This is a genomic window from Schaedlerella sp. (assembly GCF_056796775.1).
In genome coordinates, this window is sequence record NZ_JBQIKP010000004.1 from 59,261 (window position 1) to 71,515 (window position 12,255).

A 12,255-nucleotide genomic window follows, 5' to 3' on the forward strand; every position below is an offset into this window, starting at 1 on the left:
TCTCCGTCAACTTCAAATAGTTTCTAACTTTTTTTATACTTTCATAATATTTTTTTTACGATTCCCGGCGTCAGTACAGTTTCTATTCGCGGCATGACCGGCCGCTCATAGTAACGCAATACAGTCTGCTGTTCTGAAAAATCCACTTCCGTCATATAGTAGCATTAAACAGCAGCATGAAAAAGAAAGTATATATAGCCTATGGTTGATCTGGAAACATGTAAAACAGCCATCCTCTCTGACGATTACCGTGATTTTATCGTGAATGATAATTCCTCACTGATCTCGCGGATCAATGAAGAAGATTTTTGTACACAGACTGCGGAAACGAATTACCGCTGCATCTATGTTCCCAGCGAACAGGCGGATCCGCTCACCTCGGAAATGCTGTATTACCCGGCCGTTCCGAAATGCTATACGCATATCAGTACCGACTCCTTGAACCAGGCCGGTGTCCTGCCGCTGCACAGCTATCCCACCCTCCACCTGATGGGAAAAGGCGTGCTGATCGGCTTTCTGGACAGCGGGATCGACTACCGCAATCCGATATTCCGGAATCTGGACGGAACCACAAGGATCGCCGCCATTTGGGATCAGACAATCCAGGATGGAACTCCGCCGGAATGGTTTGCCTACGGTTCCGAATATACCGAAGAGATGATCAACGAAGCTCTGCTCAGCGACACTCCCCTGAGCATCGTCCCTTCCGTAGATGAATCGGGACATGGTACTTTTACCGCAAGCCTTGCGGCCGGAAGCGGAAACCCTGCAGAAAACTTTTTAGGCGCCGCGCCGGAATGTACCCTTGCGGTGGTAAAACTAAAGCAGGCAAAAAAATATCTGCGGAACTATTATTTTATTCCGGACGGTGTCCCCTGCCATCAGGAAACCGATATTATACTAGCCCTGCGCTATCTGCATCTTCTGGCGCGGAAACTGGATCTTCCGCTTGTTTTCTGCTTTGCCCTCGGCACCAACGCAGGAGGGCACGTCGCTGCTCTTCCCTGTCCGATCATTCTGAACTATTACGGTTCCTCCATCAACCGGATTCCTGTCATCGGCTGCGGAAATGAAGCAGACAAACGCCACCACTACTATTACGAGATCCCGGATGTCTACACAAATCATACGGCAGAAATACGAGTTAGCGAAGGTGTCATCGGATTTACCATGGAGCTTTGGACCTCCATCCCCAATATCCTCTCCATCTCCCTGACCTCGCCATCCGGTGAAAGCACCTCCAAGCTTGCCATCCGGGCCAATGTCCGTACATCCTTCCAGTTTTTGCTGGAGCCGACCCGCGTGACTGTTGACTATCGGGTCGCGGCGGATCTGGAAAGCTCGGAGCTGATCTTTTTCCGGTTTGCCAATCCTTCCCCCGGCATCTGGAGGCTCAATATCGAGCCTGTGCGGATCTTTAACGGACAGTTCCATATCTGGCTTCCACTCAGCGAATTTATCAGTGGAGAGGTTTATTTTTTGAATTCCAATCCCTACTATACCGTCACAAATCCCGCTAACGGCGTAAGTACGGTCAATACCGCCTTTTATGAGGGGACTACCAAGGCGATGGCTCTTAGTTCCGGAAGGGGATACAGCCGCAATGACCTCATCAATCCCACCCTAGCGGCCCCCGGCGTAGATGTGCTGGGAGCCCTCCCTGGCGGACGTTATGCCCTGCGCACAGGCTCCAGCGCGGCCGCCGCGATCACCGCGGGCGCCGTAGCGCTCCTGCTGGAATGGATCCTGGGCAAAATGGGCAATACCTCTGTGGATTCCTATCAGGTAAAAAGCATTCTCATGATCGGAGCCCAGCGCCCCCCGGGGGTACAGTTCCCGAACCGCGAGTGGGGATACGGCCTTTTGGATCTGTATAACGCGCTGAATGAGATCCGGGAGCTCTAAGGGATCTTCTCTGCCGAAAGCAATATTTTCCTTATCACATGAATGTAAAAAGCGGCTGCTGGAAAAATCATATTTCCCAACAGCCGCCGTGTTCCATTTCCGTACGATTCCTCCTCCATACTCAGACCGGCTGGCTCAGCAGCGGCACGCTCTGGCTCCTGAGCCGGATCACGGGACCGCCCGTACCTTCTATGTATTCCCTTGTGATAGTCACCTGTCCGATGCTGTCATCCTTGGGGATCTCATACATGATATCCAGCATAAACTCTTCAATGATGGCCCGGAGCGCCCTGGCCCCGGTATCCTTTTCCATCGCCTTTTCCGCAATGGCCTCCAGCGCGCCTTCATCAAAGTCCAGGCTCACCTCGTCCAGCGCGAGCAGCTTCTGGTACTGCTTGAGGATCGCGTTTCTCGGTTCCTTTAAGATCTTGACCAGCATCTCCTTATCCAGCCCCTGCAATGTGAAGATGATGGGAAGCCTCCCGATAAACTCCGGGATCATACCGAATTTGCGCAGATCCTCTACTGTCACCTTGGAGACCAGATCCTTATCCTTGTCATATTTGTCCTTTAATTCCGCGTTAAATCCCATGGAAGTCTTCTTCGAAAGCCGTTCCCTGATGATGATATCCAGATCCGGGAACGCGCCGCCGCAGATGAACAGGATGTTCTTCGTGTTCACCGAAGTCAGTGGAACCATGGCGTTCTTACTGTTGGCGCCCACCGGCACCTCCACCTCGCTGCCCTCCAAAAGCTTTAACATCCCCTGCTGTACGGACTCTCCACTCACATCCCTCTGGCTGGAATTTCTCTTTTTCGCGATCTTGTCAATCTCATCGATGAAAATGATCCCCTGCTCCGCGCGCTCCACATCATTGTCCGCCGCAGCCAGCAGCTTGGAAACCACGCTTTCAATATCATCCCCGATATAGCCCGCCTCCGTCAGAGAGGTGGCATCCGTGATCGCAAGAGGCACATCCAACAGCTTTGCAAGCGTCTTCACCAGATAGGTCTTGCCGCTCCCGGTAGGTCCGATCATCAGCATATTGGACTTCTCGATCTCGATATCATCCAGTGTGCCGGAAGCGACTCTCTTATAGTGGTTATAAACCGCGACCGACATCGCCTTCTTGGCATGCTCCTGACCGACCACATACTCGTCCAGACGTGCCTTGATCTTGTGCGGCACCGGCATATCCTTGATATTCAGCTTCTTCACCGGCTTATCCTTTGTTTCCTTTTTCTTCTTGATCTTCTGCCGCTTCGGGATGGCATTTTCCAGATCCGACAGATTCAAAAACTGGATTCCCGGTATGCTGTTCATCAGCTTCGAGAAATCCACGGAGCCATTGGTCATCGTGTCAAAGCTTCTCTGCATACAGCTCTGGCAGATGGTAATGTGGTTCGGCAGCTCGATCATCTTCCCGGCAGCGCTCTCCGGGCGGTGGCACATGAAGCAGACCTTCTCGTACTCGTCCTCCTGCTTCTTCTCTTCGTTTTCCGAAACCGTCACTTCTTTTTTCTCTTCCGTAGGAACAGATTCTTCCTCTTTGTCCGAATCTACTATGATAAAATCATTCCCCGACATTCTTCATCCTCCAGATTCATATTTCCGCAGGCAAACCTGCCAGGCGGACCGCTTTCTCTTTGCGTGTCCGGCTGTAAAACTCCTGTCATGAATATCAGCCCACTGTTTCATTATAGACGAAACACGCCGTAGATACAAATTAACTTTTTCTAAACGTGTTCAGCCCCAGGCAGAGCAGAGTTATAGTTCACTCCGCGCCATTCGCAAAACGTATCTTCGATACTTTTCCGCCGCTTTGCTGCTATTTTTGCTCATAAACCGGCGCTCCCTTTGTCAGCCCGGCAGCCCGTTTTCCAGCATCCCAAGGAAATCTTCCTCCGAAATAATGGGCACTCCCAGCTCCTTCGCCTTCTTATTCTTCGAGGAGGCGGACTGTACGTCATTGTTGATCAGATAATGGGTCTTGGAGGTTACGGAGCCTGTCACCTTGCCGCCCCTGCTCTCAATCAGCTCCTTCACCTCTCCCCGGTTCGCAAAATGCGTCACGCTCCCCGTGATCACAAAATTCACTCCGGCAAACATGGCTGCCTCCGCCGCGGCCTCCTCCTGCGGAATCGTCACCTCCGCCAGCAGCTTCTGATAAAGCTCCCGATGCTTTTCCTGAGCAAAATAATCCACATAGGTCTTTGCGATCACACCGCCTACACCCGAGATCTCATCCAGCTCCTCCTCGGTCGCGTCCGGGATCCGGGCCGGGTCATTCCCAAAGGCACGGCAGATCACTTTGGCATTTGCCAGTCCGATATTCGCGATCCCCAGACTGTAGACCAGCCGGGGCAGCGTCGTATTCCTTGCGTTTTCAATGCTCTTCTGCAGGTTCACGTAGGACTTTTCCCCAAACCCTTCCAGATTCTTGATCTCTTCCTCATAGCGGTCCAGATGGAAGATATCCGAAAAGTCCTTGATAAATCCCTGTATGATAAATTTTTCCAGCGTGGCCTCGGACATCCCCTCGATGTTCATGGCATCCCGACTCACAAACAGGGCAAACGACTTGACCTGCTTTGCCTGACAGTCCGGATTGGTGCAATACAGGGTCTTCGTGTCATTTTCCGTGGAAATACGTGTCGCTCCGCCGCACACCGGGCAGACCGCCGGGATCTCGCGCTTTCCGCTCCGGGTCAGATTTTCCGCGATCTGGGGAATGATCATATTTGCCTTATAGACCTGGATGGTGTCCCCGATTCCCAGCTCCAGTTCCTCCATGATGCTCAGGTTGTGGACGCTGGCCCGACTCACCGTAGTCCCCTCCAGTTCCACCGGCTCAAAGATTGCCACCGGGTTGATCAGCCCAGTCCGGGAAGGACTCCATTCTATCTCCCGCAGCGTCGTCTCCCGAACCTCATCTGCCCATTTGAACGCAAAGGAGTCTCTGGGAAATTTTGCCGTTGCCCCCAGCGACTGTCCGTATGCAATGTTGTCATAGACCAGCACCAGTCCATCTGACGGAAAATCGTTGCTCTCGATCCGTCCCGCGAACCAGTCCACCTCTTCCCGAATGGTCTCCGCCGTCACCCTGCGGTGCTCCACCACCTCAAAGCCCTGGGATTCCAGCCATTCCATCTGACGGAACCTGGAATTGTCAAAATCCACCCCTTCTGCCCGCACCAGAGAAAAGGCGAAAAAACGGACATTGCGCCTTGCCGTCACCTCATTGCTCAGCTGCCGCACCGAACCGCTGCACAGGTTCCTCGGATTCTTATACCGGGCATCCACATCCTCGATCTCCTCATTGATCCGCTCGAAGTCCCTGTATCCGATGACCGCCTCCCCCCGCAGGATCAGTTCTCCCTGGTAGGAAATGCGCAGAGGAAGATTTTTGAACACTCTGGCATTGTTGGTGATGACCTCCCCCACCTCTCCATTTCCCCGGGTGACCGCCTTCTGCAGTTCTCCGTCCCGGTAGGTCAGCACGATGGTCAGCCCGTCCAGCTTCCAGGAGATCACCGCCTGCTGGTCTCCCAGAAATTCCTGCAGCCGGGGCACCTCCTTGGTCTTATCCAGGGAAAGCATGGGGCGCTCATGCCGCTCCTTCGGCAGTTCGCTGAGCACCTCATACCCCACATGGACGGTGGGGCTGGATGCAAGTGTTGTTCCCAGCTCCTGCTCCAGCCCTGAAAGTTCGTCATACAGCTTATCATATTCGTAATTGCTCATGATCTCCCGGTCTTCCTGCTCATAGGCACGCCGGGCGCGGTTTAAAAGCTCTGTCAATTCCTGCAGCCGCTGTCTTTTCTGCTCCATAAGATCCTGCTCCTGTTCCTGTTCATTTTGCAGCTGATCTGCTCCGTCACTTCATACGTATACGCAGAAACAGCATTCCATACCCTCTGATTTTATTTCGAAGAACCCCGGATCTGCTCATACAATTCATTGAGTTCTTCGTCCGTGACCTGTCGGTACTCCCCTTCTTTCAGGTTTCCCAGCCTGATATTTAATATTCTTGTGCGCAACAGATCCTTCACCTGGTATCCCAGGGCTTCGCACATCCTGCGGATCTGCCGGTTCATGCCCTGAGTCAGGATGATCGAAAACGTATACTTCCCGATCTTCTGTACCTGGCAGGGTCTCGTCACCGTATCCAGGATGGGCACGCCTGCCGCCATCCGGTCCAGAAAATCCCGGGTCACCTCCCGGTCCACTGTGACCTTATATTCCTTCTCGTGCCGGTTTGCGGACCGCATGATCTGATTGATGATATCCCCGTTGTTGGTCATCAAAAGCAGCCCCCGGGAATCCTTATCCAGCCTTCCGATATACGTGACCCGCACCGGATAATCCAGATAACGGATGATGCTGCCGCGTTCCCTGCGCTCCTCCGTACACACAATGCCCACAGGCTTGTTCACCGCCAGCACGACCATTTCCTCCTGGCGGGAAATCACTTTTTTCCCGATACAGACCTTCTGCCCCGGACAGACCTTCATTCCGGTCTCCCCGGGCCTCCCGTCCACCGTCACCCGGCCGGACGCGATCAGGCGGTCTGCCTCCCGCCTGGAACATACGCCTGCCTCGCTGAGATATTTGTTCAGCCGGACAGGCTCTGTTTTCTGCTGAAATTCCTTTTGGATCTGATTGCTCATCTTCTCTCACTCCCCGCTCAGCACGCCTTTGAGATTGTTGTCCTGGAAAAAGGTATTGCCGCTGTATAAATACAGCACGTCTGAGATCCGGTAGGTATCCATGATATCCTCGATCGTCCCGCTGTAATATCTGGGATCCACCAGCACGATCTCCCGAAAATACGGGGTCAGAAACGGCACAAAGCTGTTTGCGTAGGAATCCTTGATGAGCAGGAGCCTCCTCTTGCTTTCCGACACCGTCTTGATATCCACCACGGACGTATTTTCCCCCAGAAAGACCGCATACTGGTCCCGGGTCTTGAGCTTGGACGAATCATACAGCGAAGCGGTCTTGCGCTGTTCATCCACATAGTTGACCACCACGTCATTGTCCGTGTCTCTGGGAACATACATATAGATATCCTCCCTGACGTCCATCCTGCAGCCGCTCTTGGCCGCTAGCATCCCGTTAAAGGTGGTGGAGATGGGATAGGAGACAAACCCGCTGGACACATCGGTCTTGATCTGCATCTGCTCCGCCACCTGGCTGAACGTATAAAACGCCCCCAGGCTGGTCCAGTGGTGATCCGTCTTATAATAGATCTGTTCCCCCGCATGCTTCTTCAAAGCTTCTGCGGCATCCAGCCACTCCACGTCCTCCCCCAGCTCCCGCTTCACCTGGGCGAACATCCGGCTCTGATCGGACACCGTGGCAAACGCGGGAAGCCGGTCGCGCATGATATTGGCCGCATTGGGAACCAGCAGCATATACGTCTGAATATCCCGGCTCCGTTTCGCAAACTGCCGGATCGCTTCCAGATTTTCCATCAGCGTATCCTGGTCCGGCGACACGATCTCTTCCATCAGATAATCATCCTTTCCGATCAGGATGTCCTCCTCCTGTCTGCTTCCGCCGAGGCCGCTTAAGCCCACCTTGATGCTCCTCCAGAAATTCCGCCCGGCAAACTGGTCCGCCAGATAGGTTTCATATTTTGTCATAAAATCCCCTGACACCAGGCTGCTCCAGGAGAGCCTGGGGCTCCCGGCGAGCATCCGGTTTTCCTCCTCGGACATCTCCTTATCCGATACGATCAGGTTCAGCAGGAAAAAAATGATCATGCACATGACAAATGCTTTTCCTACTGTCCCTTCAATTCTTCTTAGTCTTCTATGATTCCTCATATTGATCTCCTGATATCGAAAGGCATCCGATTTCTTTTCGCGGATGCCGCCATTTCACACAAAATCCTCCCTGCGGGAGTTTTGACGTTAAAAGCGGAAATATAAAAACGGATTAAAGGTTTCCGTCACCAGGAATGCCACGCTGACCAGGAATATCCCCATATAGATCACGCAGGACATGATCCTCTGCGTCCTTCCTTTTTTATAGGACTCCATAAAGGCGCGCAAGATCGTCCATCCGATGGATGAGGATCCCAGGATACACAGCAGGAACAGCAGCCAGTGGGTCGTCAGCAGGAACACCGCCTGCCGGTCCGCCAGGGCGCTCGCCCCCATGCCGAACATCATTCCGATGTAGTCCAGCGCCGAGCCCAGGTCCGGACTGAAGAAAAATACCCATCCCACCATCACCAGGACAAACGTGTAAATATGCTGGATCACTCCCGGAAGCCGGTCCATCAAAGCTCCCCACACATGTTTCTCCAGGATCAGCAGCACACCGTAGTAAAGGCCCCAAAACAGAAAATTCCATTCCGCGCCGTGCCAAAGTCCGGTCAGCGCCCATACCAGGATCAGGTTCACCATATTGCGCTGTCCGCCGCACCGGTTTCCTCCCAGTGGAATATACACGTATTCCCGAAACCAGGTGCTCAGGGAAATGTGCCATCTCCGCCAGAACTCTGTAATACTTTTCGAAACATATGGGTAATGGAAGTTCCTGCGGAATTCAAAGCCAAACATTTTTCCCAGCCCGACTGCCATATCCGAATATCCGCTGAAATCAAAATAGATCTGGAACGCGTATGCAAGGCACCCGACCCATGAGGTCAGCACGGATACCGTCCCTACCGGGAGCTGCATCACCTGCTCATAGACCGTACCGATGGAATTGGCGATGACCACTTTTTTCGCCAGTCCCCGGATAAAAAACATGGCTCCCCGGCCGAACTTTACAATGCCGAAGCTGCGCTGTCTCAGCTGCTCCTCGATATCCACATACCGGATGATCGGCCCTGCGATCAGCTGCGGAAACATACAGATATAGGAGGCAAACCAGGTGAACTTTTTCTGCGCCCGTGCCTCTCCTCTGTACACATCTACAATATAGGACAGCGCCTGAAAGGTATAAAAAGAGATCCCGATGGGCAGCGGAAGCACCCGGTAGGGAATATCCACCGGCAGCGTCCCATTCACCGTCTCCATGATCAGTCCGTAATATTTAAAAAAGCCAAGCACCAGTACATTTGCCGCCACCGCAAAAATCAGGCTCCGCCTGGCAAGCTGCGGGCTGTTCCTCTTGCCGTCAATATCCAGCCCGCAGTAATAATTCATGAGGATGGACAGCAGCATCAATATGATATAGACCGGTTCTCCCCATGCATAGAAAAACAGACTGGCAGCCAGCATCACCAGATTCCTCATCTGTGCAGGCGCCAGATAATAAACTGCCAGCGTCACAGGCAGAAATACAAACAAAAATGTCATACTACTAAACAGCATTCAACTATCCTCTTCCCAGCCCGGTCTACAGGCTCTTTGTAAATGCGGCGGCTAAGGTTTCTGCCTCCGGCGAGACGGCCAGAAAGAGAAACCGTCCTCTCACCTGGATCTGTGCCTGCCCGATCAGCTGCGCCTGCTCCGGCGCGTACCCCTCAAAGGTATTCTTTCGGCTTTCCAGGCGTTCCTCTATGGCGTCCCGTACCTCATGCACCTGCTGGTCCGTTTTCACTTCAATCAGCAGAACCTCCTGCGCTGAGATACTGAACTCGGCTGAATAAAACAGGACGCCTTCATAGTCCGCGCTGTTCAGCCCATAATACCGCTTCAGCGCCTGGGCGTCCTGCCTGACAAGGCTTTCCTTATCCAGCAGGGGCTCAACGGCTCCGGCAACCTCCTCGAAGGGCTTCGTACTCCCGCTGGTATAGATCAGCAGCAGCACGATATACACCAGGATCAAAAAGGCCGCTCCCAATTTGAGGATTCCCGCTTTGCTGAAGGACGAAATCTCCTGCTGATCCTGCCGGTAATCCTCTGCGTCATATTTCTCTGTGCCTTCTGCATAGCCGGCTTCATAATTGGTTTCTTCATGGCTGGCAGCATATTGGCCGCCGTCATTCTGGCTGGAATTTTGATGATAGCTTTGTTCATAGCCCTGGCCATAATTCTGACCGTAATCAGGCGCGTAACCTGGCTCATAGCCCTGGCCATAATTCTGACCGTAATCAGGCGCATAGCCCTGGCTGTAACCAGCGCCGTTTTGTCCGTATCCCCAGTCGTGATCAGCGATGCCGCTCTGCCCGTATCCCTGACTATAATTTTGTCCGGCATTTCCCCGGTAATTCACTCTGTATCTCTCTGTCATAAGGAAGCCACCTCCGCCATGCGTTCTGCCCAAACCGGGTAAAAATCTGGTTTAAAATGGACTCCGTCCTCTTCATAGTATCGGTCAGACACCAGCTCCGTGTTGTCCACATACGCGATCTGCTGCCTGTCGCACATCTCCCGCAGCGCTTCATTATAGGCATCCAGTTCCTGAAATAAAGGTTCTCTTTCCCTTTCCTGCCGCGAGACCGGAAAAATGGAATTGATAAAGATCTTTGTATTCGGCAGCTCTTTCTGCATCTGCTTGATAATCGACTTGTATTGATCTATAAATGCATCCGTATCCCCCTGGGTAGAAAGGATATCGTTCATGCCGTAAGACAAAAACACCACCTGAGGATTGAGTTCCTTTAGCTTCCCGATCTGTTCCTCCAGCCCTCCCAGTCCGGCTCCGATCTCTGCCACCACACTGGAAGCGTTCAGGATGTCGTACTCTGTAAATCCGGCCGTAATAGAATCCCCCATAACGACCGCAGTGGTAAATTTTTCCTTGATACTGCGGGTATCTTCCGCTTCTGCTTCTTTTTTCTCCTGCTCCTCCAGATTCTGTATCTTCGTCTCGATCACGGTGACCTCCGCCGCTTCCGCCTGCTTAATGATCTCCACGCCTTCCGATGTATCCACCTTTTTTCTGGTCAGGCTTCCCACCGCCTCCACCGCTATGATGACTGTGATCAGCACCGCCGCAAGCGCCAGTCCTGAGATCACCATGATTCTTTTCTTTTTATTATCCAATATTCTTTATTGTACCTCTCTTATGTATTTTGATAAACTGTTACAGGTCCATGCCTGACCGGCACCCTGCAACGATAAACTTCTGTATTTGCAATCTGACGGCAATTACAATATTTCTATATAATACGTTTTTTAACATAAAAAGTCAATGTCTGCGGTTCACTACACCAGATTTTTGTGATAGAATAGTGGTTGCTCCCCCTTGGACCGCGCACCGCGCCGCAAGGACACAGCCCCGCAAAACAACACGATTCCCAATGATCGGAGGAAAAAATATTGATCGCACTGAAGCTGAAAAATACCAAAAATTTCATGACGCGCCTTCTGCTGTCCGATACCTTTGACAACTTTCTGTTTATCGAAGGCGAGATCGTCACATTCAATACCTTTACCATAGACGGTTATATCCAAAAAGCCTTTTATGAAGATTCCATGGCCCCAGGATCGGACAGCCCGGGTTCTGCCGCGTCATCCGGCTCCGGTCCGACCCCGGATCACGAAAACGCCGGCGGCAGCTCAAAGGGAGGTTATTCCTCATGGAAGCAGCTGCGGGAGCTGTGCTTTTCGATCATTAAGGGAAAGCGGACTCCGCTGAGCTTCCGGTTCGTATTCAGTCTGTCCCCTGAAAATATTGCAAGGCTGATCGAGCAGAATAGCCTGAACTATCAGGCATCCGATGTGCAGGGACTGTACCTCAATATCCGGTTTGACGGCACCGCTCTCCAGTGCATCACCGGAACCTCTCTGAAAACATTTTCCATGGATAAATCCTTAGAGCATGAGTGGGACGCCATGGTCCCCAGATTTTTTGACAAGAAAGGAATTGCTTTTGAGCCGGAGGAATGATCCTCTGTCGGCCAAACCTGGAAGAGTACGGGTTTTTCTACATAAAAGAGGCCGGAACTCTCTGCAGTCTCCGGCCTGAAAAATCGCAATTTCAGAAGTATTTATTTTTTAATTTTGTGGTGTAAACCATATACCAGACAAGCACGCCGAGAAAGACCGCAAGCCCGGTATAATCCAGCACCGGAATGGGCGTCACAAAGCAATGGATCATGTCGATCACCCCATATACCGTTGCCACGATCCCGAATACCAGCACCGCCGGCAGCGCTTTTTTCACAAATGCGGCTTTATCCCTGCACATATATTCCGAATACTTCTTTCCCAGGAGAAGCGTTTCATTGATGCTCCCGCTCTTCCGCATCTGTATATAGGCATACAGCCCATAGATCCCACATCCAAAAGCCATGATACTGACAAAGCCAAAAACGTTCTCATCCATCGTTCTTCGATTCCTTTCTTGCTTATACTGCCGGCAGCAGTCTTCATCACTGCATCCCGTCCCCTTATTGTCCCAGGTAAAAACTATATTCAGTGTAGCAGAAGGCGCAAAAAAAA

The 12,255-nt window shown here is 52.2% G+C and carries 10 protein-coding genes; 2 read left to right on the top strand and 8 right to left on the bottom strand.

What is annotated here, in order from left to right; all coding sequences use genetic code 11:
* Nucleotides 1-201 precede the first annotated feature (201 nt).
* Complete coding sequence (locus ACTOY7_RS03390; RefSeq protein WP_160281546.1) at nt 202-1,905, top strand: S8 family peptidase; 1,704 nt, start codon at nt 202-204, stop codon at nt 1,903-1,905.
* A gap of 121 nt (nt 1,906-2,026) precedes the next feature.
* Here ACTOY7_RS03390 and clpX read toward each other — a convergent pair whose 3' ends face one another.
* The 7 genes from clpX to ACTOY7_RS03425 form a co-directional block, all read right to left on the bottom strand.
* The gene (clpX, locus tag ACTOY7_RS03395) at nt 2,027-3,493 is read right to left on the bottom strand and encodes an ATP-dependent Clp protease ATP-binding subunit ClpX (RefSeq protein WP_160281545.1); all 1,467 of its coding nucleotides are present in this window, start codon (nt 3,491-3,493) and stop codon (nt 2,027-2,029) included.
* 273 nt (nt 3,494-3,766) lie between these two features.
* Entirely contained in the window at nt 3,767-5,737 is a 1,971-nt protein-coding gene (ligA, locus tag ACTOY7_RS03400; protein WP_482670429.1) for an NAD-dependent DNA ligase LigA, read from the bottom strand.
* A gap of 92 nt (nt 5,738-5,829) precedes the next feature.
* The gene (locus ACTOY7_RS03405; protein ID WP_160281543.1) at nt 5,830-6,576 is read right to left on the bottom strand and encodes a pseudouridine synthase; all 747 of its coding nucleotides are present in this window, start codon (nt 6,574-6,576) and stop codon (nt 5,830-5,832) included.
* 6 nt (nt 6,577-6,582) lie between these two features.
* Nucleotides 6,583-7,737, bottom strand: a complete 1,155-nt coding sequence (locus ACTOY7_RS03410) for a DHHW family protein (RefSeq protein ID WP_160281542.1) — start codon at nt 7,735-7,737, stop codon at nt 6,583-6,585.
* An 87-nt stretch (nt 7,738-7,824) separates the two neighbouring features.
* Nucleotides 7,825-9,237, bottom strand: coding sequence for an MBOAT family O-acyltransferase (locus tag ACTOY7_RS03415; protein ID WP_160281541.1), 1,413 nt, complete (start codon nt 9,235-9,237; stop codon nt 7,825-7,827).
* Between the two features lie 25 nt (nt 9,238-9,262).
* Nucleotides 9,263-10,099 carry a DUF4358 domain-containing protein gene (locus ACTOY7_RS03420; protein ID WP_482670428.1) on the bottom strand — a complete coding sequence of 279 codons (837 nt, stop codon included), beginning with the start codon at nt 10,097-10,099 and terminating at the stop codon, nt 9,263-9,265.
* Nucleotides 10,096-10,854: an SGNH/GDSL hydrolase family protein gene (locus ACTOY7_RS03425; RefSeq protein WP_160281539.1), complete on the bottom strand. Its 759-nt coding sequence runs from the start codon at nt 10,852-10,854 to the stop codon at nt 10,096-10,098. The genes ACTOY7_RS03420 and ACTOY7_RS03425 overlap by 4 nt, the downstream gene beginning before the upstream one ends.
* Nucleotides 10,855-11,130: 276 nt before the next feature.
* Between ACTOY7_RS03425 and ACTOY7_RS03430 the strand changes: the two genes are divergently transcribed.
* Nucleotides 11,131-11,700 carry a DUF5721 family protein gene (locus ACTOY7_RS03430; RefSeq protein WP_482670427.1) on the top strand — a complete coding sequence of 190 codons (570 nt, stop codon included), beginning with the start codon at nt 11,131-11,133 and terminating at the stop codon, nt 11,698-11,700.
* A gap of 91 nt (nt 11,701-11,791) precedes the next feature.
* Here the strand turns inward: ACTOY7_RS03430 and ACTOY7_RS03435 are convergent, their stop codons facing one another.
* Complete coding sequence (locus tag ACTOY7_RS03435; RefSeq protein WP_160281537.1) at nt 11,792-12,139, bottom strand: hypothetical protein; 348 nt, start codon at nt 12,137-12,139, stop codon at nt 11,792-11,794.
* Nucleotides 12,140-12,255: the final 116 nt, after the last annotated feature.

Excerpts from the sequence above, each read along its gene's own strand:
- ACTOY7_RS03390 (WP_160281546.1), top strand. The coding sequence starts at position 202 with ATGGTTGATCTGGAAACATGTAAAACAGCCATCCTCTCTGACGATTAC.
- clpX (WP_160281545.1), bottom strand. The coding sequence starts at position 3,493 with ATGTCGGGGAATGATTTTATCATAGTAGATTCGGACAAAGAGGAAGAA.
- ligA (WP_482670429.1), bottom strand. The coding sequence starts at position 5,737 with ATGGAGCAGAAAAGACAGCGGCTGCAGGAATTGACAGAGCTTTTAAAC.
- ACTOY7_RS03405 (WP_160281543.1), bottom strand. The coding sequence starts at position 6,576 with ATGAGCAATCAGATCCAAAAGGAATTTCAGCAGAAAACAGAGCCTGTC.
- ACTOY7_RS03410 (WP_160281542.1), bottom strand. The coding sequence starts at position 7,737 with ATGAGGAATCATAGAAGACTAAGAAGAATTGAAGGGACAGTAGGAAAA.
- ACTOY7_RS03415 (WP_160281541.1), bottom strand. The coding sequence starts at position 9,237 with ATGCTGTTTAGTAGTATGACATTTTTGTTTGTATTTCTGCCTGTGACG.
- ACTOY7_RS03420 (WP_482670428.1), bottom strand. The coding sequence starts at position 10,099 with ATGACAGAGAGATACAGAGTGAATTACCGGGGAAATGCCGGACAAAAT.
- ACTOY7_RS03435 (WP_160281537.1), bottom strand. The coding sequence starts at position 12,139 with ATGGATGAGAACGTTTTTGGCTTTGTCAGTATCATGGCTTTTGGATGT.